Origin of the sequence: Ilumatobacter sp., assembly GCF_046290335.1 — a bacterium.
Taxonomy (GTDB): Bacteria; Actinomycetota; Acidimicrobiia; order Acidimicrobiales; family Ilumatobacteraceae; genus Ilumatobacter_A.
Genome location: NZ_JBKAGH010000002.1, coordinates 659,227 through 683,159 on the forward strand (window position 1 = coordinate 659,227; position 23,933 = coordinate 683,159).

The 23,933-nt window shown below is 62.4% G+C and carries 26 protein-coding genes and 3 pseudogenes; 10 read left to right on the forward strand and 19 right to left on the reverse strand.

The annotated features are described in order from the left end of the window. Positions 1–66: 66 nt before the first annotated feature. Complete coding sequence (locus ACE37B_RS11500) at positions 67–1,332, reverse strand: ISL3 family transposase (RefSeq protein WP_409923454.1); 1,266 nt, start codon at positions 1,330–1,332, stop codon at positions 67–69. A gap of 74 nt (positions 1,333–1,406) precedes the next feature. Here ACE37B_RS11500 and ACE37B_RS11505 point away from each other — a divergent pair, with 74 nt between their 5' ends. Beyond that, positions 1,407–1,934 carry a transposase gene (locus ACE37B_RS11505; protein ID WP_409923460.1) on the forward strand — a complete coding sequence of 176 codons (528 nt, stop codon included), beginning with the start codon at positions 1,407–1,409 and terminating at the stop codon, positions 1,932–1,934. A gap of 153 nt (positions 1,935–2,087) precedes the next feature. Here the strand turns inward: ACE37B_RS11505 and ACE37B_RS11510 are convergent, their stop codons facing one another. The 14 genes and pseudogenes from ACE37B_RS11510 to ACE37B_RS11575 form a co-directional block, all read right to left on the reverse strand. Next, positions 2,088–2,282 (reverse strand): hypothetical protein, encoded by a 195-nt coding sequence (locus tag ACE37B_RS11510; protein WP_409923461.1) that lies wholly within the window; start codon positions 2,280–2,282, stop codon positions 2,088–2,090. 150 nt (positions 2,283–2,432) lie between these two features. Continuing rightward, positions 2,433–2,723, reverse strand: coding sequence for a hypothetical protein (locus tag ACE37B_RS11515; protein ID WP_409923462.1), 291 nt, complete (start codon positions 2,721–2,723; stop codon positions 2,433–2,435). Between the two features lie 49 nt (positions 2,724–2,772). Then, complete coding sequence (locus ACE37B_RS11520; protein WP_409923463.1) at positions 2,773–3,492, reverse strand: Phenylacetic acid catabolic protein; 720 nt, start codon at positions 3,490–3,492, stop codon at positions 2,773–2,775. Between the two features lie 303 nt (positions 3,493–3,795). Continuing rightward, a pseudogene (locus ACE37B_RS11525) lies at positions 3,796–4,636 on the reverse strand (IS256 family transposase). Positions 4,637–4,663: 27 nt separating this feature from the next. Then, positions 4,664–5,929, reverse strand: coding sequence for an ISL3 family transposase (locus ACE37B_RS11530; protein WP_409923454.1), 1,266 nt, complete (start codon positions 5,927–5,929; stop codon positions 4,664–4,666). Positions 5,930–6,066: 137 nt separating this feature from the next. Beyond that, positions 6,067–6,445, reverse strand: a pseudogene (locus ACE37B_RS11535) (transposase); the annotation flags it as partial. Positions 6,446–6,924: 479 nt separating this feature from the next. Continuing rightward, on the reverse strand, positions 6,925–7,566 hold the full coding sequence (locus tag ACE37B_RS11540; RefSeq protein ID WP_409923464.1) for a TetR/AcrR family transcriptional regulator: 642 nt from the start codon (positions 7,564–7,566) through the stop codon (positions 6,925–6,927). Positions 7,567–7,965: 399 nt separating this feature from the next. Further along, positions 7,966–8,964: a phosphotransferase family protein gene (locus tag ACE37B_RS11545; RefSeq protein WP_409923465.1), complete on the reverse strand. Its 999-nt coding sequence runs from the start codon at positions 8,962–8,964 to the stop codon at positions 7,966–7,968. Further along, positions 8,961–10,004, reverse strand: a complete 1,044-nt coding sequence (locus tag ACE37B_RS11550) for a TIGR03857 family LLM class F420-dependent oxidoreductase (protein ID WP_409923466.1) — start codon at positions 10,002–10,004, stop codon at positions 8,961–8,963. Before ACE37B_RS11550 ends, ACE37B_RS11545 begins: the two co-directional genes overlap by 4 nt. Continuing rightward, on the reverse strand, positions 10,001–10,213 hold the full coding sequence (locus ACE37B_RS11555) for a hypothetical protein (protein WP_409923467.1): 213 nt from the start codon (positions 10,211–10,213) through the stop codon (positions 10,001–10,003). The genes ACE37B_RS11550 and ACE37B_RS11555 overlap by 4 nt, the downstream gene beginning before the upstream one ends. After that, on the reverse strand, positions 10,210–11,568 hold the full coding sequence (locus ACE37B_RS11560) for a phenylacetate--CoA ligase family protein (protein ID WP_409923468.1): 1,359 nt from the start codon (positions 11,566–11,568) through the stop codon (positions 10,210–10,212). Before ACE37B_RS11560 ends, ACE37B_RS11555 begins: the two co-directional genes overlap by 4 nt. A 30-nt stretch (positions 11,569–11,598) precedes the next feature. Continuing rightward, on the reverse strand, positions 11,599–12,390 hold the full coding sequence (locus ACE37B_RS11565) for an enoyl-CoA hydratase/isomerase family protein (RefSeq protein ID WP_409923469.1): 792 nt from the start codon (positions 12,388–12,390) through the stop codon (positions 11,599–11,601). Continuing rightward, entirely contained in the window at positions 12,387–12,740 is a 354-nt protein-coding gene (locus tag ACE37B_RS11570; RefSeq protein WP_409923470.1) for a MaoC/PaaZ C-terminal domain-containing protein, read from the reverse strand. Before ACE37B_RS11570 ends, ACE37B_RS11565 begins: the two co-directional genes overlap by 4 nt. Further along, on the reverse strand, positions 12,737–13,111 hold the full coding sequence (locus ACE37B_RS11575) for a MaoC family dehydratase N-terminal domain-containing protein (RefSeq protein ID WP_409923471.1): 375 nt from the start codon (positions 13,109–13,111) through the stop codon (positions 12,737–12,739). The genes ACE37B_RS11570 and ACE37B_RS11575 overlap by 4 nt, the downstream gene beginning before the upstream one ends. Positions 13,112–13,274: 163 nt before the next feature. Here ACE37B_RS11575 and ACE37B_RS11580 point away from each other — a divergent pair, with 163 nt between their 5' ends. Both ACE37B_RS11580 and ACE37B_RS11585 read left to right on the forward strand, forming a co-directional pair. Further along, positions 13,275–14,051 (forward strand): alpha/beta fold hydrolase, encoded by a 777-nt coding sequence (locus ACE37B_RS11580; RefSeq protein ID WP_409923472.1) that lies wholly within the window; start codon positions 13,275–13,277, stop codon positions 14,049–14,051. A 2-nt stretch (positions 14,052–14,053) separates the two neighbouring features. Next, on the forward strand, positions 14,054–15,109 hold the full coding sequence (locus tag ACE37B_RS11585; protein ID WP_409923473.1) for an alpha/beta fold hydrolase: 1,056 nt from the start codon (positions 14,054–14,056) through the stop codon (positions 15,107–15,109). A gap of 524 nt (positions 15,110–15,633) precedes the next feature. Here the strand turns inward: ACE37B_RS11585 and ACE37B_RS11590 are convergent. Beyond that, positions 15,634–16,308 (reverse strand): annotated as a pseudogene (locus ACE37B_RS11590) (transposase); the annotation flags it as partial. A gap of 54 nt (positions 16,309–16,362) precedes the next feature. Between ACE37B_RS11590 and ACE37B_RS11595 the strand changes: the two are divergent. Next, a complete protein-coding gene (locus ACE37B_RS11595; RefSeq protein ID WP_409923670.1) occupies positions 16,363–17,709 on the forward strand; it encodes an IS256 family transposase in 1,347 nt (448 codons plus the stop codon). On the opposite strand, the gene ACE37B_RS11600 is transcribed toward ACE37B_RS11595, so the two are convergent. Further along, the gene (locus ACE37B_RS11600; protein ID WP_409923474.1) at positions 17,675–18,181 is read right to left on the reverse strand and encodes a transposase; all 507 of its coding nucleotides are present in this window, start codon (positions 18,179–18,181) and stop codon (positions 17,675–17,677) included. The genes ACE37B_RS11595 and ACE37B_RS11600 overlap by 35 nt on opposite strands. Positions 18,182–18,557: 376 nt before the next feature. Between ACE37B_RS11600 and ACE37B_RS11605 the strand changes: the two genes are divergently transcribed. Genes ACE37B_RS11605 through ACE37B_RS11615 form a run of 3 tightly spaced genes read left to right on the forward strand, consistent with a single transcriptional unit; the run spans position 18,558 to position 20,461 of the window. Continuing rightward, the gene (locus ACE37B_RS11605) at positions 18,558–18,812 is read left to right on the forward strand and encodes a hypothetical protein (protein WP_409923475.1); all 255 of its coding nucleotides are present in this window, start codon (positions 18,558–18,560) and stop codon (positions 18,810–18,812) included. Next, positions 18,809–19,621, forward strand: a complete 813-nt coding sequence (locus ACE37B_RS11610; RefSeq protein ID WP_409923476.1) for a transposase — start codon at positions 18,809–18,811, stop codon at positions 19,619–19,621. Before ACE37B_RS11605 ends, ACE37B_RS11610 begins: the two co-directional genes overlap by 4 nt. Positions 19,622–19,672: 51 nt before the next feature. Further along, on the forward strand, positions 19,673–20,461 hold the full coding sequence (locus ACE37B_RS11615; protein ID WP_409923477.1) for an inositol monophosphatase family protein: 789 nt from the start codon (positions 19,673–19,675) through the stop codon (positions 20,459–20,461). 19 nt (positions 20,462–20,480) lie between these two features. Here ACE37B_RS11615 and ACE37B_RS11620 read toward each other — a convergent pair whose 3' ends face one another. Both ACE37B_RS11620 and ACE37B_RS11625 read right to left on the reverse strand, forming a co-directional pair. Beyond that, the gene (locus ACE37B_RS11620) at positions 20,481–21,278 is read right to left on the reverse strand and encodes an inositol monophosphatase family protein (protein WP_409923478.1); all 798 of its coding nucleotides are present in this window, start codon (positions 21,276–21,278) and stop codon (positions 20,481–20,483) included. A 337-nt stretch (positions 21,279–21,615) separates the two neighbouring features. After that, positions 21,616–22,053, reverse strand: a complete 438-nt coding sequence (locus ACE37B_RS11625) for a VOC family protein (protein WP_348479356.1) — start codon at positions 22,051–22,053, stop codon at positions 21,616–21,618. A gap of 96 nt (positions 22,054–22,149) precedes the next feature. Here ACE37B_RS11625 and ACE37B_RS11630 point away from each other — a divergent pair, with 96 nt between their 5' ends. From ACE37B_RS11630 to ACE37B_RS11640, 3 genes are all read left to right on the forward strand, one after another. Next, a complete protein-coding gene (locus ACE37B_RS11630) occupies positions 22,150–22,554 on the forward strand; it encodes an Rrf2 family transcriptional regulator (protein WP_348479355.1) in 405 nt (134 codons plus the stop codon). Positions 22,555–22,735: 181 nt separating this feature from the next. Beyond that, positions 22,736–23,446 carry an iron-sulfur cluster repair di-iron protein gene (gene ric, locus ACE37B_RS11635; protein WP_348479354.1) on the forward strand — a complete coding sequence of 237 codons (711 nt, stop codon included), beginning with the start codon at positions 22,736–22,738 and terminating at the stop codon, positions 23,444–23,446. Further along, positions 23,443–23,928 (forward strand): group III truncated hemoglobin, encoded by a 486-nt coding sequence (locus ACE37B_RS11640; RefSeq protein ID WP_348479353.1) that lies wholly within the window; start codon positions 23,443–23,445, stop codon positions 23,926–23,928. The genes ric and ACE37B_RS11640 overlap by 4 nt, the downstream gene beginning before the upstream one ends. Positions 23,929–23,933: the final 5 nt, after the last annotated feature.

Sequence of the window (23,933 nt, forward strand, 5' to 3'; positions counted from 1 at the left end):
AGATAGGTTCATCTTGAGAAGAAGGACCATGAGGGCCGCAGCGGCGGCAATGCGGTGCTTCGGATTTCAGCGTGAGTTGAGGTCGAGGAGCGACCAGTTCGGTTTGCCGGCGTAGAGCAGTGATCGTGTGCGGTAGTTGGTCCAGTTTGTGATCCCGAACGCCACCCGCTTCACGCGCTTGATGAGGTTGTTGACGGCCTCGGTCGGGCCGTTCGTGAACCTCGCCTGATGCCACGCGGCGATCTGGTGGCGCCATTTGCTGATGGTGCGCCCGAGGCGGCGGATCTCTGGCGGACACGACTCGTCTTGGAGATCGATGCCGAGCTGAGTGACGAACTCGACAGCCAGCTCGGCGTTGTCGATCGCGTAGATCGAACGCACGACTTCCTTCGCGTGCCAGGCGTTGCGGACCTCGCCTTTCGGATCGCCCGCCTCAAGCAGCCCAGCCAGCTTCGCGTTCGCTGTGTCGTCGAGGCGTTCGTGCGCGAGTGTCATCAACTTGCGGGATCGGTAGAGCGGATCGGTCTTGCGACCGCGATGGCCGAGCGTGTCGTTCTGCACCCGCCGCCGGACCTCGTCGAGCACGAAGTTCGCAAGCTTCACGACATGAAACGGATCAGCGATCTGGATCGCGTCGGGCAGCATCGTGTCGAACACCGACCGATACGAACCCGACAGATCCAACGTCGCCCAACGAATCCGCGCCATCCACTCCACAGGCTGCTCGGCGAACCATCTGCAGCTGCTCGCAGCGTCACGACCAGGCACAACATCGAGGAGTTGGCCTCGGGCGACGTCGACGACCTGGGTCGACCAGAGCCGATGCTTGAACGGTCCGTCGCGACAGAACAGCACCTCGTCGAGCCCAACCGCTGTTGTCGTGCCGATCCGGTTCGGGTCGTCGATCAACGCTCGACCGTGGTGGTTCACGGCGTCCATCACCGTGTGCCAGTCGCAGCCGAGGTCGGCCGCTACTTCGGACACTGCTCGGCCGTGATGGCCGACTTGGAACGTCGCCCATCGACCTGCCCGGTCGGTGATCCCAGCGCGTTCCGCAGCGATCCGAGCGTCGGACTCGACGAAGGTGACGATGTCGCAGTTCGGGTTCGGGCATCGCCACCTCGACTTCGACCAGACAAGCCGGGTTCGCCGTTCGAAGCACGGCAGGTCAACGAGTTCGACCTCGAGGTCGTCGTGACGCCACACCGCACCGACGCAGGTCGGACACGTCGGCCGTTGAGCGCGTGTGGTGATCGCGATTCGCACCCATCTTGGCCAGTCACCGACGCCTTCGATGTTGACGTCGGGCAAGCCGATCAGCAGTTCGCACATGCGCGTAGGATTGGTCTCCAACAGGGGCTCCCGAGTTCGACGACGTTAGACACCGTCAGACTCGCAGGGCCCCTGTGTCGCGCCCGGGATCACCTACCCGATCAGGCCGAACTCACGCCCAGATCCGAAGCGCCGGCAATGCGGGCGTTCGCCCGAAGGATCCGAGACCTGCGGGTCGAGGCGAAGCCCACCAGACCCGCATCGCCGACCTGGTCACCTCGACCCGACCCGACCTCCTCGAGTTGGTCGGCGTCGGACCCATCATCGCGGCCACCGCGCTCGTCGTGTGGTCGCACCCGGGACGCATACACAGCGACAGAGCGTTCGCAATGATGGACAGTGTCGCACCCCTGCCCGCCTCTTCCGGACCACCCGACATCGGCTCAACCGGTGCGGGCGACCGACACCTCAACAGCGCGCTCCACGTCGTAGCGATCCAGCGGCAACGCCACGACCCAGCGACCAAGGCCTACTTCGAAGACCGCTGCGCCGAAGGCCGCTGCGCCGAAGGCAAGACCGACCGAGAAATCCGGCGATGCCTCAAGCGCTACATCGCCCTCCAGATCTACCGCACTCTTGAATCAGGACTTGACAGACAGTAGGAGCGTCCTCGTTTTACAAGGTCAGGAGCCTCCAACCATCCCAGGGCGACTCATGCAGCCCGGTCACGCTGCTGGGGACAGGTCAACTGAACCGCTACAGCGCGCTCACCTCAACCACGCGACGGTGATTAAGCTCAAACTGTGCGGCAAAGACTAGTCGAGTGCGTTCGACTCGACCCGCAGTGCAGTAGCGAGTTCATCTGGAGAGATGTCCGAAACGCGATCGATCACATGGCAAACTAGCAAGGCGGCGCTCAACACGTCGGCGAGCGGATCCTTCGCCGCCATCGAGGTCGTACGCTGCGCCATACGATCATCAGCACTGAACGAAGCGATCTCGGCCTCCACCTCAATAGCGTCGACCGTCGGAGGATCTCCGCTCAACTCACCATTTGTCCACGTAACGTGCACAAGGCTGCCGTTCCGATGACCTCGCACGGTGAAGGTCTCGATTGAGATCTGTTCGTTTCCTATCACTCAACTGCCCCCAACTCACCGTTACCGCTGCACACCAGTCGCCTGCCAGATCTGGACCATTAATTCATCATCGTCGAGGTCGAGGGACCATTGATATGGTTTTGGAAAGACGAACACTGCCGGCTCCGGATGAGTCGGATCCGTTTCGTCAAAAGAACTAATCGCCACACTGCGCTCACCGACCAGCACGAAGAAAACCTCGCGGTATTCACCAAGCCCGACCTCCATGGCCAGCGCATGTTCACTATGTCTCGTGAACTTGACGACATGACTGCGACCAGACGGGGGTCCTCCCGTCGAATTGTCTTCCACCTTGGCTACCATTCGTTCGTCACCCGGCTTACGCCAACTGGAAAGCCGACTAAAGGAATCGCCTATTATCGGTATCGGCTGGAACGGTGATGCCGAGCTGTTCAAGCAGAGGCCGCGTCTCGGCGATGTACTGCTGGCGGAGGTCCTCGTTGTTCATCTCGCGAAGACCCCAGCGCACGTAGGCTTCGGAAAAGTCAGAGTCCGAGCGGCCGAACATATCAAGCGCCGCTGGCCACCAGATTTTAATCTTCTCATTCGCTTCGGCCAGTCCCTCGGGAGTGGAACAGACCCGTCGAAGGTTGCTGAGTCCGAACGTTGCGTGAAACACCTCGTCCTTATGCAGCCGGTCAGCGACGGATAGCAACGGCTCGTACGGCACGCCCTGCCACGTCTCGCCGATGTAGCAGCCGACGCGATCGCCGAGGGCATTGAACATCGACAGGTCGCAGAAGGTGTCGATCGGCAAGTGGAAGAGATACTGGCGTATCGGGGCATCGATCGGTCCGACGCCAAGGCCTGCGAGAATCCTTGAGGTAATGACGCCGTGCTCGACTTCCTGCTGCATTAGCTTGGCAAACGTTGTCTTGAGCTTCTCATCTGGGGCCAGCGTCATGCAACGGTCCCACAGATGGCTCAAGAGCTTTGTGTAGTGCGGATTCGTCGAGTTCTCAAGGTGATGCGTCAGCATCCTGGTCAGTAGTTCGGTGAACTCTTCGGGGATGTCCGTATCGCCCTCTTGGTACACCCGTCGATCCATGGTCACACTCATGTCATACCGTCCTTTCAAAAGAGATCGTAGTGGACAAATTCATTTCTGTCAACCAGTGAGTCGAACAAATTCCGCCCAGCACGCGGACGCGACGCTGACACCGTTCGGTCGCCGCAAGATGGTGAGGTTGGTGATCGATGGCTGGACCATCGAGGCCGCACCCGACAAATTCAGGTCGACGCGAAGACCGTCACGAAATGGCGCGACCGATTCCTCGACGCAGGCGAACAGGGCCTGTTCGACCGACCGAGTCGACCGGCAGCGCCCCGCTGAGTGGTGGGGTTTCGAGGTTGATCCTCGGTGTCAGTCGCCGTTGTTGAGTTCGGCGATGTTCTCAGTCTCGCGCGTCGGGTAGAGCTTGGCCATGGAGCCTTCGGAGAGGTAGCGCCGGTCCGATGCTTGCCATTCGTCGTGCATGTCGGCGAGCACGGCGCCGACGAGTCGGATCACCGATGTTTCGTTGGGGAAGATGCCGACGACGCGAGAGCGTCGTTTCACTTCTTTGTTGATTCGCTCGAGCGGGTTCGTCGACCAGATCTTCTGCCAGTGCGCCTTCGGGAACGCTCGGAACGCGAGGACCTCGTCCTTGGCGTCATCCATCCGTGGACCGATCTTGGGGAACCGCTCGGCGAGCTGATCTCGGACCTGGTCCCACGTCGCCGACACGTTGTCGGCGTCGGGTTGGACGAAGATCGTGCGGAACAACGCGGCGACCATGTCGGTGTGCGACCGAGGCACGAGGGCGAGCAGGTTGCGGGCGAAAGTGAACCCGACACCGCTGATGGCTCGATCCCTGGAACGACTTGGGTAGTGCTGCGACGAGCCCGGAGTGCTGGTCGGAGATCACGAGCTTCACCCCGCCGAGGCCCCGCTGCTTGAGCGAGCGCATGAAGCCCTTCCAGAAGACCTCGTCTTCGGAGTCGCCGATGTCGCATCCCAGGATCTCCCGGTTCCCATCAGCGGTGATGCCAGTTGCAATCACGACGGCCATCGAGGTGACCTGCGAGGTCTGGTTGCGGACGTGGAGGTAGGTGGCGTCGAGGTAGACGTAGGGGAACTCGACATGATCCAGCGGCCGGGTGCGGAACGCTCCGACGACTTCGTCGAGACCCGCGCAGATGCGTGAGACCTCGGACTTCGAGATGCCCGAATCAATGCGGTGCTTCGGATTTCAGCGTGAGTTGAGGTCGAGGAGCGACCAGTTCGGTTTGCCGGCGTAGAGCAGTGATCGTGTGCGGTAGTTGGTCCAGTTTGTGATCCCGAACGCCACCCGCTTCACGCGCTTGATGAGGTTGTTGACGGCCTCGGTCGGGCCGTTCGTGAACCTCGCCTGATGCCACGCGGCGATCTGGTGGCGCCATTTGCTGATGGTGCGCCCGAGGCGGCGGATCTCTGGCGGACACGACTCGTCTTGGAGATCGATGCCGAGCTGAGTGACGAACTCGACAGCCAGCTCGGCGTTGTCGATCGCGTAGATCGAACGCACGACTTCCTTCGCGTGCCAGGCGTTGCGGACCTCGCCTTTCGGATCGCCCGCCTCAAGCAGCCCAGCCAGCTTCGCGTTCGCTGTGTCGTCGAGGCGTTCGTGCGCGAGTGTCATCAACTTGCGGGATCGGTAGAGCGGATCGGTCTTGCGACCGCGATGGCCGAGCGTGTCGTTCTGCACCCGCCGCCGGACCTCGTCGAGCACGAAGTTCGCAAGCTTCACGACATGAAACGGATCAGCGATCTGGATCGCGTCGGGCAGCATCGTGTCGAACACCGACCGATACGAACCCGACAGATCCAACGTCGCCCAACGAATCCGCGCCATCCACTCCACAGGCTGCTCGGCGAACCATCTGCAGCTGCTCGCAGCGTCACGACCAGGCACAACATCGAGGAGTTGGCCTCGGGCGACGTCGACGACCTGGGTCGACCAGAGCCGATGCTTGAACGGTCCGTCGCGACAGAACAGCACCTCGTCGAGCCCAACCGCTGTTGTCGTGCCGATCCGGTTCGGGTCGTCGATCAACGCTCGACCGTGGTGGTTCACGGCGTCCATCACCGTGTGCCAGTCGCAGCCGAGGTCGGCCGCTACTTCGGACACTGCTCGGCCGTGATGGCCGACTTGGAACGTCGCCCATCGACCTGCCCGGTCGGTGATCCCAGCGCGTTCCGCAGCGATCCGAGCGTCGGACTCGACGAAGGTGACGATGTCGCAGTTCGGGTTCGGGCATCGCCACCTCGACTTCGACCAGACAAGCCGGGTTCGCCGTTCGAAGCACGGCAGGTCAACGAGTTCGACCTCGAGGTCGTCGTGACGCCACACCGCACCGACGCAGGTCGGACACGTCGGCCGTTGAGCGCGTGTGGTGATCGCGATTCGCACCCATCTTGGCCAGTCACCGACGCCTTCGATGTTGACGTCGGGCAAGCCGATCAGCAGTTCGCACATGCGCGTAGGATTGGTCTCCAACAGGGGCTCCCGAGTTCGACGACGTTAGACACCGTCAGACTCGCAGGGCCCCTGTGTCGCGCCCGGGATCACCTACCCGATCAGGCCGAACTCACGCCCAGATCCGAAGCGCCATCAATGCCCAACGCGGCGACGAGATCGTCGACCGAGCGAGTGGAGACGCCTGCGACGTAGGCCTCCATCACGACCGCGTAGAGGGCCTGGTCGATACGACGCCGAGGTTCCAGGATTGACGGAAAGAACGATCCTTTGCGGAGGCGGGATCGCGAGTTCGACATCGCCAGCCTTCGTTGCCAACAAGCGCGGACGGCTCCCGTTGCGCTCACCGGTTCGTTGCTCGCTGCGTTCGAATCGGGCGGCACCGATCGTTTCGGTGAGTTCGGTCTCGATCAGCTCTTGGAGCACGAGCCGCACGGACTCGCGGATCAGATCGATGCCATCGCCGGCGCGGAATGCATCCAGCAGGTCAGATACGTCAGACTGGGACAGGGTCATTGGGGTGTTCTCCTCTTGTGTGCTCTTGAAGGAACACACCGAGAATCACGCCGATGACCCCACCTGGTGGTGGACCCCTCAGCTCACCTCGAAACCCCACCGCGTCGCGGGACGCATACAGTCGAGACCGAAGGTCTCGCCCGAGTGAGACGCCACCGGAATGTCGCCGGCGGGTCATTGAGATACGTCAGCAGCGTCGCTGGGGAGCGAGTTTCATTGGTCACGAGGTCGGCCGCGCTGATTCTGCTGTTCAACGAGTCCTGGTCGCCGAGTGACTCGTTCGACTCGATTCGGGCGATCGCGCGTGATTGCTCCGAAGAGGTGCGACTCTCGGCACGCACGCGTCGACGAAGTGGGGCGCGGCAGTTTTCAGCAGCTCTGCCAGACTTCGTCCACCGCTACAACCACCATCGGTGACACCACGCCCTCGGAGGTCACCCACATCAGCCAGCTGTCATCAACCTGACGGCCGAGCACGTCTAGTCCCTTGGACGAAGGATCAGCTGCACACACAGGTCTGCGAAGACGACGGGATCATCGCGAACCGGATCCATCCACTTGTAGACCCAGCTCGACATCCCGATCAAAGTGGCCGCCACCATGCGCGGGTCGGCCTTCGGCAGCACGTTGGCATCCATTGCGTCTTCGACAGCTACGATGAAGTAGCGAAGGTACCGCCGCTCCTTAGCGGCAATGTCCGCCACATCGTCACCCTCCAGGCCGGCGCGGTGGTCGAAGAAAACTGCGAAGAGGGCCGGATCGTTGGCCACCGTTCTCGCTTGATGACGGATCAGCGCTTCAAGCCGATTACGTGGATCCTCAATGGCTGAGTACTCCTCAATCTGCTCCAGCGATCTGTCGATGGCGCGATCAAAGATCAGCCGCAGTAGGTCTGCTTTGGACTTGACGTAGTAGTAGAGACTCGCCTTTCGCAGGTTCATTGCTGCGGCGACCTCATCGAGGGTGCCGGCGTCGTAGCCCTGCATTCGAAAGACCTCACTCGCGACGCTGACAACCTCGCGACGCTTCGTCTCGTACTCCTGGCTAGGTTGCTCGTGCCGAGGCCGGCCCCGCTTCCGCGCTGCACCTGCCGAAGTGCTTGCCCTCTGCTCACTGCTCACTTTGTGTCGCAGCTCCGAGTTCGAGAGTGTGAATGAAGCGAACGGAATACTACTCTGGTCAACGTCCAAGCTGGGGCGCAACTGGACAGACTCCCCTGCGATTCAGATTTCTCCCATCCGGCACTAGGCATGTCGCCGAAAACGATACCGCTGTCACCCGGCTCGTCCGGCCAGTTTCTTTTTTCGTCAGCCGGGAATGAGAGAGATGGGATCAGAACGTAGGAGCCAATGATCCCGCACTGGCCCCGTCGACGACGTTGCGCATCAAAGGTCTTATCTCGGTTGAGCAGACCTTCCGAGGGATCCATGTCATCGCCACTTGATCCTGCGAGGGTGGATACGAGACGCACCAGCAAGCAACCTCAGGCATCAGCACCTTGCTGACTGGACAGACGTGGGCTAGTTGGCCACTCGCATAGCCAGTTCGTGGGCGAGGTCGGCGCGCAGTTGCTCGAGAAGCGACCGTTCTTTGCCATTGGCCGTGACTTGAATGGCACGCCACGCGAGGATAGACATTTTCAAGGATCCAAGTACCTCCCAGAAACAGAGAGACGCTCGGTCGATCCGCTGGCCCGACGCCCGCTCGTACTGAATCGCCCAGGCGTTGCGGTTGACGAGCCCGCCGACTCTGCCGGTGCCGAGTTGCCAGCAGATGAGTTGCGCCCACGCCACATCCTCGAGCGCATCGCCAAGGTGTGCCATCTCCCAATCGAGAACGGACACAAACCCGGTGTGGTCGTATATCAGGTTGCCGGTTCGGAAGTCGCCGTGCACAAGGACCGGTAGCGCGCTGATGGTGGGCCTGTTCCGATCCAACCAATCGAAGACCGCGCCGAAGACAGGAAGCTGCGCATCGGGCGTTGCGATGGCGGCCCCCCGCCACCGTTCCATCTCGTCGTCGGCGGGCGAAACCGGAGCGTCAAGAAAGCCGGCTGGGAAGTGGGCAGCATGAATCGCTGCGAGCATGTCAGCCATTTGGTGGGCGAGGAACTCATGGCGCTCCACGAAATGCTGATCTCGCGCGAGCGGGCCTACCGCTGTCGAGCCAGCAACGCGCTCCATAAGGACGAAGGGCCGCCCCAATGCACTATCTGCGTCACCCCACGCCAAGGCGTCGGGTACTGGCAACCCAGCAGCATGAAGAGACCGCAGCAATCGCCCTTCGCTCGCGCGATCGAGGGTCTGCTCACCTCCCTTCACAACTCCTTCCGGCGAGTCAACGCACAACACGAGCTCGTGGATCCGACCCGAAATGTCCCGCAGATCGACAGCCCACATTTGCCGCGAGTAGCCGCCCTTTAGCCGCTGGAGACGGTGCAGCGTCGTTGTACCAATATCCGCTTCGACTGCCCTTGGTAGGGCCGATGCAATCGAGTGGTCTGCCGCTGATCCGATCACGGTTCCATAGCCCAGAGCGGCACCATGGCGGCCGCCTCGGCGGGTGACGCCCCGTGGATGAGCACCTCGTCAGCGCCCGCAGCAAGGTACTGACGACCTCGGTCCACGCACAGTCGGGCGGTGCCTACGGCGGCGGCAGCCTCGAACCACTCGTCCGGAAGGCTCTCCGACGCCGCAACCAGGCCGTCACGCGTCAGCGAAGTGTCCGCGATGCCCTGCCCGCTTAAGGTCGGATGATTGCGAAGCGCATCGAGAACGGCGGGGTCCCAGCCGTTCCACTCGACGAGCTGCTCGCCGAGGCCACGTACCTGGAAATAGCTCACCGCTCGTGAACGCACAGCCAAATCGGTCCGTTCGGACGGCAGGTCGGGACTGGCCACGAGCGTCGTGATCACGTGGACCGACGAGGGGTCTCGGCCCGCACGTTCGGCGCTCTCCCTTACGATGGTCACGGACCTGTTCACGGCTTCGGTGGTGAGGAACGGGTGCAGGATCACACCGTCGAATTCCCGGCCAGCTAACTCCAGACCCCGTGGTCCAATCGTGCCGAATAGCACTGGGGGAGCCGACTCGGGGATGTCGGCGAAACGCATCCCCCGGAAACTTCCGGCGGGACCTGTCTCCGTGATGCGATCACCGGCCCAGAGCCGACGCAGCGTCCTGACGAGGTGCTCGATGCTGGCAAGCGTCGATCTGGGCACTCCCAGCGACGGCGTGAGCGCACCGAGGCCTCGCCCTATGCCGAGGACAAACCGTCCGCCACTCATGGTTTGCAGCGTCGCCGACATGGCAGCGATCGTCAGGGGATGGCGCGTGCCTTGATGGATCAGCGCGGTGCCCACCGTTACGCGTTCAGTGACCGCGACGAGGCCACCGCAGGTGACCGCTGCCTCCTTAAGATCAAGGCGTTCGCTGACATAGACCGCGCCGAAGCCAGCTCGCTCCGCCTCACGTGCCTCGTCGAGTCCTGCTGCCGGATCCGTCGTCCGACCTGGCAGCACGTAGATCCCGAGCCCAGGCGCTGACTTTGGCGGAGTCATTTCTCATGTGGGAAGAGTTCGTCGGAGTAGCCAAGACACGTCAGGCCGAGAAAGAGCTCAATCTCCGCCAGTTCCAACGCCCTCGCAACTGCCGGCGACACCGCAGCAGCACGTTCCTCGCGGAGCTGGCCGCGCAGGGCCGCTAGGCGCTCCAGTTGTGCGTCGACGTCGTCCCCAAAACTGGTAACTGCATCATTGGTCACGGTCATGCCCTTCCCAGACTGAACTCCGGACGGTCCTTCTCAGAACGACTGTCGAAAATGCGCTTAGTCTTCAACTCGTAGCGAGGCATCGTGCCGGTTTGCTGAACCTCGGTCTCGAGACGCACACCGAGATTGTTGCGGAGGTGACTTGCGAGCTCGGTACTGAGCACGTCGAGATCGGCACCACCTTCTACGGCTTCGACCTTTACCAGCATCCTGTCCATGCCGTCTCGACGGCTGATGTGCAACTCATAGATGTTGCTCAGGCCGCGCACCTCACCGATCAGGTTCTCGACCGCCGTCGGATAGACGTTGACGCCTCGGATAGTGACCATGAAGTCGGTGCGTCCGAGGACAACGCCCGGCATGTGTTTCCAGCTCCAACCACAGCCGTGATCTGGTGCCTCATCGATGCGGACAAGGTCGTGAGTGCGGTACTTGATGAACGGTTGAGCAAAGTGTGTGTAGCTGGTGATGACGTGCTCGCCGACTTGCGCTGCGTCGGTTACGGGATCACCAGTGCTCGGGTCGACCGAATAGGAGTGGCAGACATCTTCGATGACGTGGACTCCGCCGGCCCACTCCTGACAGGACTGGCCGATGACCAGCGCCTCTCCGACGCCGTATGCGTCGTAGAGGTCCTTCACGCCCCATGCCTCTTGAAGCCGGTCCCGGGTAACGGGCACCGACAACCCGGGCTCACCACCTCCGGCCAGCACCCGGACGCCAGCTTTCCTGATGTCCAGGCCCTCTCGATCTGCTATCTCAGCAAGGTGAAGGAGATAGGTGGGTGTTCCGATGACCATCGTGGGCCGACGATCGAGTATCTGACGGACCCGCTCCACGCCGGAGACACCTCCGCCCGAAACAACAGTCATGCCTAGGTTACGTACTCCCCAGTAATAGCTCCACAATCCGATCCACATGCCGAAGTCGAAGCAGAAATACGCCGAATCGCCCGGGCGCAGGCCGTGGTCCCACATGCCGTAGCAGTACTGTGAACCGGCCTTGTTCTGCTCGTAGCGCGAGAAGACCTCGTTCAGGAAGTGTCCGGTAGTTCCCGTCGTGTGGAAGTACTGCTGCCATTGCTCGGCGCCTAGCGCCAGGCCACCGTAAGTGCCGCTCGCCTCTTGGTCGGCAACGTAGTCGGGCTTGTCAGTGAAGGGCAAACGGTGGTGGTAATCGTCCCAGGTTCGTATGTCGGCAGGTTTGATTCCGGCCTCGTCGTAGATGCGCCGGTGGAGCGGCGAGTGATCATACGCCCAGCCCACGAGGTGCCTGATCTTTGTGAGATGCATGGCATCAAGCACCTCACGCGGCGCAGTCTGCGTGCATCGGTTCCAGAATTGATCGTCATTCATGGAGTCCATATTCCCCTCATCTCCGTCCTTTCAACGCGCTCGCCATACGGGCGGGCGCTTCTCAACGAAGGCTTGCGCCCCTTCTCGATGGTCTTCGGTCGTCTTCAAAATACTTTGCCCGAGCCGTTCGAGTCGACGACCAGTCTCAGAGTCGACGTCGGTGCAGGTATTCAGGACAAGCTTTGCCATGCCGACTGCAAGTGGGGCAAGTTGACCGATGCGGCCAGCGAGAGCGACAGCCGTCTCGACAGCCTCGCCCTGCGGGCATGTCTCCGTCGCGAGCCCCAGCAGCAGCGCTTGCTGAGCGTCGAGCCTTCCGCCCAACATGACCAACTCCTTGGCCCGACCGAGACCGATGTATCGCACGAGCCGCGAACACCCGCCACTGCCAGGGATCAGGCCAACCTTGGCTTCGGGCATAACGAACCGCCCGGCTTCTGAAACCACCCTGAAGTCGCACGACAGAGCGAGTTCGAATCCTCCGCCCGCAGCAACCCCATCGATAGCCGCGATCACAGGGACCTCCATGGCCTCAACGGTGTCGAAAACATCATGGATACCGCGGGCAGTCGCTCTGAACGCACGGGTGCCGATATCGGCCAGTTCCCCCATGCCCCGCACATCTTCCCCAGCGGAGAACGCTCGCCCTGCTCCTGCGATTACGAGGCATCTCAGTTCAGGGTCGGCCGCAGCGGCACCGATCGCCTCGCCCATCTCCCGACGCATCTGACTGTTCCACGAGTTCAAGTTGTCCGGCCGGTTCAGCGTGAGCACGCGAACCCCATCCCCACGGTCATCCTCCAGAAGAAATTCGTAGGTCATTGGGCTGACGCTCCGTCAGTCGTCTCGAGTTGAACAATGGCGACCACGGCACCGCTTGAGTTGCGGACTTCCAGACCGTCGTCGATCGAAACAATCTCAAGAGAGTCGCCGGGGAAGACCGGGGCTCGCAGTCGCGCATCGAAACTCTTGAGCTGTGCAACACCGAGTTGCGCCACAAGTGCATCGATCACGAGTGTCAAAGTGAGCGGGCCATGAGCGATGATTGAGGGAAGTCCAGCCGCTTGGGCAAAGTCGTCGTCGATGTGCATCGGGTTGAAGTCCCCAACTGCTCCGGCGTATCGAGCAATCTGGACCCTCGTGATCGCGTTGGTCGTAGCGCTGTCAATCATGCGACTCCCCTCTCGATGAAGGTCGTGGTCTGCGTCTGCACGAGTTCGTTCGCTGCGTCGCGGAACTCGGTGGTCAACACGGCAAAGTCGTTGTCTCCCTTGCTGAAAACCTGATCGACGGTGACCCGCGCTTGGATTTCCTCGCCCGGCTCGACTGGCCGGTGCCAGTCGTACCGGTGGCCAGCCAAAAGTGCTCGACTGAGATCCATGTCCAGGGTGTCAACCAGGCGCTGATCTCCACCTATTGTCACACCGAACCACGGGACTATCCGGGCGGTCTCGGACGCGGTTTCAGTCCCGATGGCGGCAGATAGTTCCGCGAGCTTGACCGGTTCAACTCTCATTGTCGCCTCGTAGACGACGTCTCCCACAGCATCTTTACGCACTTGTGCCCCCTCATGGCCTACTACTGGATGTTGATGTCGATCATTGATTTTTCTATCGACTAGCGGGTAGAATACTCATGGTTAGGGGGTCGACGTCAAGTAATTTGCGATGCGGCCGCTTGCGAAACGGCTTCTGGGGGAGGTGGACATGGCTGCTGAACAGGGACTTCAGCTCCACATCGAAGAATTCGAATCGGCAAACACGTTGGGGCGATCCCCCATCGTGCTGCTTCATGAGGGCCTTGGCTCTGTGGCCGGCTGGGGTCTGTTCCCTACCGCTCTCGCCCGTGCTACCCGCCGCAAAGTGATCGCCTACGACAGGCTCGGCTACGGACGATCACCGGACCGTCGGGCCCCATGGCCCACGACGTTCCTAATCGACGAAGCTCGAACACTCGCATCACTCATCACCGAACGGGTGGACGCCGCGCCGATTCTGGTCGGGCACAGTGATGGAGCCTCGATCGCTCTGGCCTACCCCCATGCCCGAGGTGACGCCCTGGCACCGCTCGGCATCGTGTCGATTGCTGCGCACGTCTTCGTGGAGCAGCTATCGATTGACGAAATCGCCAGGTTGATGGCCAATCGCGGGAAGTTGCTCGAGAGTCTCCGCCGACAGCATCGTCATGCCGAGGCGCTGCTGGAGAACTGGGCTGCGGTGTGGACTGCTGCTGGATCGGTGGACTGGAATCTGGATGCGGAACTGGCAGCGGTGACGTGCCCTGTTCTTGCGGTTCAAGGTGTGCTCGACAGGTTCGGCTCCGACGAGCAACTCCAACGCATTGCGGCCAAAGCTTCGGGCTCCGTCGAATTGAAGCGCATCGCCGAGGTCGACCACTGGCCCCATCGAGAGGCCACGGAGGATCTCCTTGGGATGATCACCGCATTCTGTGACTCTGTGGACAGCTCAGGAAAAGGCATCTAGTCGTGGAACCGGTCATCTTCCTCGACGACGAAAGCGACACGATCGTTCACCGTTCGCAGACTGTCGGCATGCTGTATCCGCTCGCCGTGATCGGGTTACCGGACATCGACGATCTGTATAGGGTTGTCTCGATCGAGAAGTCTGGGTCTACGTCGATCATTCATGTCGTTCGTCACGACGGCTCCGAGTACCTAAACGCCGCCGAGTGGCGAATTCGAGACGACCCCAACGCACGCATGGTCCGATCTGCGGATGGCACAGCGATCGTGATGCATCACCTTGGTGGTGATGGTCCCCCACTCGTCATCAGCCATGCCACGGGCTTCCATGGTCGATGCTACGGACCACTCGGAGCCGCTCTCGCTTCACACTTCAGTGTGTGGGCCATCGACTACCGGGGTCACGGTGACTCGGAGGCACCGAACTCAGGAGACTTCTCCTGGTCTCGCATGGCCGAAGATCTGCTCGCCGTTGTGGATGCACTCGGCGATGGGCCTGTGCGCGCCTTCGGCCATTCGATGGGTGGGAGCTCGGTGCTCCTGCTGGAAGCCATGCGGGCCGGAACCGTCTCAGGTGCCTTCCTTTTCGAGCCGATCGTCTTCCCTGCCGGTCCCGTTGACAGCCATCCCGGTGGGCGCCTAATCGAGGCAGCGCGGAATCGAAGGGAGATTTTCAACTCTCGGGCGGAGGCCCTACATCGCTATGCGGGCCGAGCACCGCTCAATTCGCTGCGCGCCGACTCGCTCGCCGAATACGTGCAATACGGTTTTCGCGACTTGGCCGACGGAAGAGTGCGCCTCGCGTGCCGGGCGCAACATGAAGCGGCGTCGTTCGAGGACGGAGTGAACATGACCCTCGATCGCTTCGCCGATGTGATGTCCGAGGTCACCGTAGCCGCCGGAAAAGCCACGACGTCTCCCGGTCCGGCCGACAACGCCGCAACGCTTGTTGAGGCACTGCCATCGGCGCGGCTCGTCGAATACGACCATCTGCGCCACTTTGGACCCCTTCAAGTACCAGAACAGCTGGCAGCGGACATCATCCGTCTACTGTTGTGACGACCCGCCCCGGAATCTTCATGTCCCGCCTTTGTGGGCTTAAGTGTTGCTGAGCCAGCGAATCGATTTGCCGACGCTGAGGTGTCGGGCAGCGACGACGGCGTCGATAGCCGTGCCGCCGTGACCACCGGACCAGCACCGCCACCGGTCGACACAGCGTTGGTCGCACGAGACAGTGACCGAAGGAGGTTCGTCGGGGTGGCTGGGTTCGGGACATCCCACCGTCGCGTGCGGCCGGACCCGGTGGCCGGAGTGAAGGCGTCCAGGACTGCGACGAGATCCACTCGCGCAGGGAGTTCATCACGATCGATGCGATGGCGCGGTTCGGACCGTCTTCGTTTCATATCTCGAGCTGTTCGTCAAGCCGGACGATTCGCCCTGTGTTGGCGAGTTCAATGAGCGCCCAGCGTGGAACGCGTCGACACCCGGTGCTGAGTCGGATGTTGGGGAGCCCTGCGGTTCCACCGGTGGCTTCGTATTGTCGCGCAAGGTCGTAGGCGAGCGAGCGTCCGAGGGCGCTGGGTTCAGGCTGGTGCTGCGTCGAGGGCGGTGATTCGGATGAGGTTGTAGACGGCGGCTTCAATCTTGAACCAGGCCCGGTTGCGTTGTCGGCCGATGTAGCGCAGCTTGCGTCCTCCGCCGATGGTCTTGATTCATCCGAAGGGTTCCTCGACCCGTTTACGTATCCGCTGCGAGACGACGTGGCCGGGATGTCGGGTGGTGCGACCATCGATCGCGGATCTTCGGTTCGTGGTGTTCTGCGCAACGTGCGGTGTGAAACCGAGACCGCGGCTCTTGGCGACGAAGTCGCGGGTGTCATAGCCCTTGTCGGCGGCGATGGTGCGCCGCCGTTTCGATGCCGGCAACCGAGCGAGCATCTCGACTGCGGTGTCGCGCTCTGCGTAGCCGGTGGCGGCGGTGAGTTCTGCGTCGACGATCAATGCGTTGCGGTTCTCCATCAACAGATGCCCCGCATAGGACATCTTCGCCGCGGTCGCGAACGACTTGCGCGCCAGCCGCGCCTCGGGATCCGTGGTCGACTGATGCGTCGCGTTGGACCGTTTCTCGCCGTGCCAGGCGACCTCGGCATTGCGCCCGACCGGTGGCTCTGAGGGTGGGCCGTCTTTGGGTTTGAAGCTCTTGTGTGACGCCCACGCCTCCAACAGGGTGCCGTCGACGGTGAAATGAGGGGGTGTCAGATGGTTTGTGTAGTGGTCGGGTCTCGACCCGAATGGAGAACACTGATGACCATGATGAAGCAAGATCCCGAGCGCGAGGAGCGCCGTCGGGAACAGAAAGAGATCGCTGACTCCTTGACCGAGTCCGGCGCGCTGGACGAGATCTTCGCCCGTATCGACGCTGGCGAGTCCTTGACCGGCCACGCAGGCCTGTTGAAAGGCATGCTGAAGGCCTCGCTCGAACGAGGCCTGGAAGCCGAGTTGGGCGGCCACGTCGGTTACGAGCGCGGCGATCCCGATGCTTGCCGGTTCGAGAACTCCCGCAACGGCAGCTTCGCGAAGACCGTGGCGACCGAGATCGGCGATGTCGAGTTGGCGGTCCCTCGTGATCGCAACGGAACATTCTCCCCGATGCTGGTGCCGACCGGTGTGCGCCGACTCGATGGCCTCGACGCGATGATCGTGTCGCTCTACGCGGGCGGGATGACGATCCGCGACATCGGCCATCATCTCGCGTCGACGATCGGCACCGAGCTGTCTCATGAGACGATCTCGAAGATCACCGACGCCGTCGCCGATGAGGTCCTGGCCTGGCAGCAACGCCCGCTCGAGGCGCTCTACCCGGTCATCTACCTCGACGCGATCATCGTCAAAGTCCGCGATGGCGGCCACGTGCGCAACAAGGCTGCCCACATCGCTGTCGGGGTCGACATGGACGGCGTCAAGCATGTGCTGGGGATCTGGGTGCAAGCCACCGAGGGCGCCAAGTTCTGGGCGTCGGTGTGCGCGGAACTCGCCAACCGGGGTGTTGCTGATGTGCTCATCGTGTGCTGCGACGGGCTCACCGGGTTCCCCGAAGCCATCGAGGCGACCTGGCCCCAAGCAACCGTGCAGACCTGTGTGGTTCATCTCATCCGGGCAGCGATGCGCTTCGTGAACTACAAGGACCGCAAAGCAGTCGCCGCGGCGTTGAAGCCGATCTATCAGGCCGCGAACGCCGACGGGGCCCTGATCGAACTCGAAGCGTTCGAGGCAACCGAGCTGGGCAAACGATATCCGTCAGCGGTCAACGCGTTTCGCAACGCATGGGAACGGTTCATCCCGTTCCTGGCGTTCCCGCCGGCGCTGCGGCGGGTGATCTACACGACGAACTCGATCGAGTCGCTGAACTATCAGCTCCGCAAAGTCACCAAGAACCGCGGCCACTTCCCCAACGACGCCGCCGCCGTCAAACTGCTCTGGCTCGCGATCTGCAACATCGAAGACAAACGAGCACGAGAACGAGCCAAGGAACAAGGCATGCCCGCCACGAAACGCCGAGCAGCCGGACGACTCGTCGAGGGCCAGATCACCACGAACTGGAAACAAGCCCTCGAGCAACTACTGATCACCTACCCCGACCGCATCGACCCCCACCTCTGAACACCCCGACCAGACCACTTACACACACAACTTGACACGCTCTGAAATGATCCGACGAGATGTAGCGGCGCAGCTTCGCCTGGCGCACCACCGCCGCAAAGAACTCATCCGCGACGTCGTGGTCCAACAGTCGTTGGCGGTTCTTGGAGAACGTCGACGCGTCAAAGGCCGACTGATCGATACGCAGATCGAGGAACCACTTGAACAACAAGTCGTAGTTCAGTCGCTCGCAGAACGCCCGCTCCGACCGGATCGAGTACATCGCCATCAGAATCGTCGCCTTCAACAGACTCTCCGGCGGCACACTCGAGCGACCCGACGTCGAGTACATCGCGTCGAACACGTCATCGAGCTCGGCCAGGACCGCATCGACAATGACGCGGATCCGACGGATCGGATGATCGACCGGGATCAAATCCTCGGTGCTCAACGTCGTCAACATCGCCAACTGAGGATCAGGCGCTCCACGCATGCACCCATTCTTTTCGATTTCCGCGCCGAACGCGAGCACCTCAACCGAATTTCAGCACCCTGCTAACTTGCCCGCGCTTGGGCAATGCCGTTGTGTCATTCTGAGCTGTGAGTGTTGTCTTGCCGGTCGGCTGAGGTCGGCCAGTGTTGGTGGCGGTGATCCAGCGTGACCCAGTTCTGAGCTTGCCCGTTCGTTTCGATCGGTGCCATTCACCCGACTTGTCCGCTGGATTGCCGGTGCCGGCCTGGCCCGCTGTTGCTGTCCTGATCAGAAGCCTGTCCACCGCATCGCGGTGTGACTCATCACAGTCCTGTCGTCGCAGTTCTCTCCCAGGCCGGCACTGACCATTCAGTACCTACGAGGAGGCACACCCACCATGCTTGCAGAACTTGTCGATCACGTCATCGGCGTCGACCCCGACCGAGATTGGATCACCGCCGCAGTCGTCGACGCCCACACCACCGGCGTCATCGCAACAGAGAAGTTCCCGGCGGATTCGGCCGGCTACGACGACGCGCTCAGCTGGGCCGAAGCTCTCACCGTCACGGGTGAACGCGCCTGGGCCATCGAGGGGACCGCAGCTACGGCCGCGGTCTCACCGCCGCACTCGGCCGTGCTGGCGAGTGGGTGATCGAGTTCGATCGGCCACGCGAGAAAGCAAGCAAGGACGGCGCCAAGACCGACGAACTCGACGCCATTCGCGCCGCCAGAGAAGCACTTGGCCGCGACCGACTCCACGTCCCGCGTGCACACGACGGACACCGAGAAGCCCTGCGTGTGCACACCGTGACTCGCGCCGGCGTGGTCCGGGCCCGCACGGCTGCGATCAACGAACTCAAAGCCCTCGTGCTCACCGCTCCCGACGAACTTCGACAAGAACTGCGACATCTCACGACCAGAACTCTGGTGAAGCGTTGCGCTTCGTTCCGTGACACGCCGCAGCGGCCGATCGCTGAGCGCTGCATGCGCAACACGATGCGCTCGATCGCGCGCCGGATCGGCCACCTCACCGACGAGATCGCCGTTCACGACGACGCTATGAAGCTGCTCATCGATGAAGCCGCACCGCAACTCGTTGCCGAGCCGGGCATCGGATACGTCACCGCCGCGATGTTCTACATCGCCTGGTCACACCCAGGCCGCTGTCGCAACGAGGCCGCGTTCGCTCGCCTCGCTGGTGTTGCACCGCTCCCGGCGACGTCAGGTCAACGCCAGGACCGGCACCGCCTCAACCGCAGCGGCGACCGACAGCTCAACAGCGCGCTCTACGTCGTCGCGCTCGCACGCACCCGCACCGACCCGACAACCCGCGACTATCGGGACCGACGACGCTCCGAGGGCAAGACCGATCGCGAGATCCGACGCTGCCTCAAGCGCTACATCGCACGCCGAGTCTGGCGCCTCCTCGAGCACCCACCGGGCCCCAAAATCACCGCTTGACAAACATAGAAGAGTCGGGTGTCATCTCATCTCGCCGATACGGACGTCGACGTGGCGCTCGCCATCAGAGCAGCTCTTGCTGGGGCTTCGATCGGGCTCTCCTACTTCGACCGCGTGGGCGCCCTCGATCAAGACCAGAAGGCTGACGGCTCGATCGTAACCGAGGCGGACCTTGCAGTTGAGAGAGAGGTCCGTCGCGTGATCGCGACCGCACGACCGTCTGACGCCTTCATCGGTGAAGAAACCGGCGTCGCCGGTTCGAGCAATCGGCGCTGGATCCTCGACGGCATCGACGGCACGTTGGTGTTCGTTCTTGGCGACGATCGCTGGCAATCACTCATCGCCCTTGAAATCGATGGGCTCGTCGAAGTTGGAGTTGCGATTGTGCCGTCACAGGCCGAAGTCTGGTTTGCTCAGCGGGGCGCGGGCGCGTTCCGGCAGTCCTTCGACAGCTCAGGGCTGATCGGCGAAGCCAAACAGCTCCGGACGTCGGGTCGAACATCGCTGAACGGTTGCGAAGCCGGCTATCTGCCGCCTCTTCATATGGTGCCGCGTGGCGTGTTTGCCGAGGTTGCGCCGCTCCTCGACCGCACCGCTCCATCGGATTGGTCAGCGCATGCAGCTCTACTCGTCGCAAGCGGAGACTTGGACGCAGCCATTCAGGTAGGCGGCAAGCTGTGGGACTACGCACCACTCGGCCTCATCGTCACCGAAACAGCGGGTGCCTTCTCAGGTGCGGACGGAACAACGCACCCAGTCGAAGGCGCAGGGCTGTTCGCAGCCACTAACGAATTGTTGGACGCCGTCCGGTTCGCGATAGCCGACGCGCACCAGAGGTAGTCCGGCGGCAATCGAGTCGTTAGACGTTGGGCACCTGGGCTCGACGGAGAACGTTGCGCATCTCGTCGACGAGGAACTGGGTCCCCGCTGCGATCACGAGCGGACCTTTCCACGGCGCAACGTCGATGATGTCCACAACACCGCCAGCGGCGGCGACCAGCGCAGCACCGGCCGCGTAGTCCCAGTGGCCAAGTCCAAACTCCACGTATCCGTCGACTGTTCCGTCGGCGACGTGAGCCAGGTCCAGCGCCGGACTTCCAGTGCGCCGCGCGTCTCGTACAGAAGTCATGAGGTGTGAAAAGAACCGCAGTTGCCGTTCTCGGTCGTGCGGGTCGGTCGTAAACCCGGTGGCCCAGATCGAGTCAGCCAAGTTGGAACGCTGCGCGACGCGTATCGGTTCGCCGTCTCGAGCGCACTCCTCCGGGCTACCAACCCAGATTCGGCCAGTTGCGGTCTGCTGAACAACCCCAACGATGTGTTTGCCATCGACGGCTACACCAATTGAGACGGCGAAGTCATCCGAGCGACGAAGGTAGTTCGCCGTGCCGTCGATCGGGTCGACAATCCAGCAGATTCGGGCGAGTTCGGATGGTGCGTCGGACTCTTCACCGATGAGTGAGTCGTCGGGACGAGCGATCTTGAGACATTGGCGAATGGCAGCCTCGGCAGCAATGTCGATGTCGGTTACAGAGTCACCATGGTCACCCTTGGCGTTGACCCTGAACCCGGTTGCCCAACCAGCACGCTGAACCTCTGCGGCGACTGCTGCTGCCTCAATTGCTGTCGTTGTCAGTTCCTCGATCAGCGCGTGTTCCACAGCGCGTGTTCTAGCTCATCACATCCACTCAGGTGGTGCTCGATATCACCCACCAACGGTGACGGCCACGGACCGTCCGAGAACGGCACGTGAGCGCTCGGTCCGGCGCCCGATATTGCTCGTCACCTTCCGACGGGCGCCAGGACGCGACGAGACCGATCGTCGTGCCGGTTCTCCCTGGGGTGCGGAACGCAACTACCGATGGCAATATGCGTGCCCAGATCCGGGGGGTGGGGGATGGTTCTGTCCACCGTCACCGCTGCGTTGGTGGGACACCGAGACATGACGCTCCACGCGGTCGTCGCTGGCTGTCCGCTGTGACAAACTCGGTCGAAGATCAGGGTTGTTCGGACCAGAATTCGATCCGATTGCCAGCGGGGTCGAACACGAAGAACCCGGGTGAGCCCCACCGTCGGTGGATGGTTGATGCTTCGATCTCGTTCGCAACCAGTCGATCCCGTACCGCCACTGCGTCCTCGACGCACCAGCTGAGCGTCAGCCCGGCCCCGTCGCCGCTTGCGATGCTGGCACGGTGTGCGTCGGCGACGCTGAGGTGAACACCTGGGTGCAGCTCGAATTCGATGAACCAGTCTCGTTCCATCGACGTTCGGAGGCCGACACGTGTCCGATAGAAGTCGACGAGTTCGCTCCATCGGTCGGTGTAGAGGATCGTGTTCGTTGCAGCGATTCGCAGCGGTGCAGGATGCTCGTCGAGGTCGCCGACGAGGTGTGCCCAGCACGGTGCTTCGCCGCCGTGGTCAGGATCGTTGGGCATGTCTTCATGATGGCAGGCGTGTCCGGATCGGTGGGACAGAGGTGTGAGGGACTTTGGTCCCTACCGGAGCCGACCTCGATCCATGAGTCTCGTACTATGCGACTTGAGATCACTCAGCGGGCCGACTTGGCCGTGCGGGCACTGGTGCTGTTGAAGCGATCACCATCGCGTCTCAAGAGCGCTGATCTGGCTGCGGCGTTGGGGACGACGGCCGGCTTCGTGCCCCATGTGATGGGGCCGCTGGTGCGTGCGGGGTGGGTTCGTTCGGTTCCCGGCCCGACCGGCGGTTACGAAGCGGTCGTCGCCCTCGACGCATTAAGCGTGTTGGAGATCGTGGAAGAGGTCGACGGGCCGACCGAGAGTGGGCGGTGTGTGGTTGCCGATCGCTCGTGTGACGCAGCCGCACCCTGCGCTCTCCACGTCGCGTGGGCTCGTGCGCGCCGAGAACTCGTCGCGTCACTGGCCGGCTTGCCGTTGGCAGCGGTTGCGGTGACGGCATGACTACGTTCGCTACCTCGCACGCCTTGTGGCTGCTGCGCTCGTCCAAATCGACCACCACGCGTCGAGTGGCATTGCGGCCATCAAGGTCATCGGCCTGGGGCAGATGGCCATCGGCCTTGCCAATGTCGCTGCGCCCGCAACCGGTGCCGCCCGAACCACACCGATTCAAGGAGACCAGTTCATGACCACTTTCACCGAACACACCAAGCTCGCCGAAATCGTCACCGCACAGCCGGGCCTCGCTCGCGAACTCGAGACACGAGGTCTCGACTACTGCTGCGGCGGAGCTGCAACGCTGGCGGACTCGTGCCGATCCAGCGACCTCGACGTCGACACGGTTCTCGCCGAACTCGCCGCGGTCGACGTCGAAGACGTCGCACCAGCGTGGGCGACGATGAGCGTCGCTGAGCTGGTCGACCACCTCGAGAGCACGCACCATCAGTACCTGTGGGCGGAGTTGCCTCGCCTGTCAGCGCTCGCCGACAAAGTCGTGTCGGCGCACGCCCGACGACACCCGGAACTGAACGAGATCGCTGCTTGCTACGCGACCCTGCGAGCCGACCTCGAACCGCACCTCACCAAAGAGGAACGTGTGCTGTTTCCCATGGCCCGTGAACTCGCCGCTGCAGGAACGGCACCGACGATTCGACACGGGACGGTCAGCGACCCGATCTCGGTGCTGCTCGTCGAGCACGACACCGTCGGCGAACTCCTCGCCCGACTCCGTGAACTCACCAGCAGCTACCAGACCCCGGCCGACGGTTGCGCCTCCTACGCGGCATTGTTCTCCGGATTGGCCGAGCTGGAGGCAGACACACACCTCCACGTGCACAAGGAGAACAACATGTTGTTCCCGGCCGTCGTCGCACTCGAACAACAAGTGGCGTCGTGATCGTCCGCCCACTGACCGACCACGACCTCGCCAACCGGGGCGAGCTGGCCACCCGTACCGACGTCGAGCTCCTCGTTCGCTCGTTCTACAGGTATGCGGCGATGGACGAACTCCTCGGCCCGATCTTCAGTGCCGCCCACGTGGCCTGGGACGACCACGTCGCCACCCTGACCGACTTCTGGGCGTGGCAGTTGCTCGGCGAACGGAGCTACATCGGCCAACCCTTGCGCGCTCATGAACCCGTCCACGCCCGCACCCCCTTCGCGGACGCCCACTACGAACGCTGGCTCGACCTCTTCGTCAGCACCGTGGACGAACACTTCATCGGGAACAACGCGGAACTGGCGAAGCACCGCGCGCAGAAGATGGCGACAGCGCTGCGCAAGCTCCTGCGCGGCGAATACAGCGCCGCGAGCGAACCGGTCGAAGCGACGTTCGCGACCTCTTCCGACCAGCGGATCTGCGGTCCTCCACATGGCTGACCAAC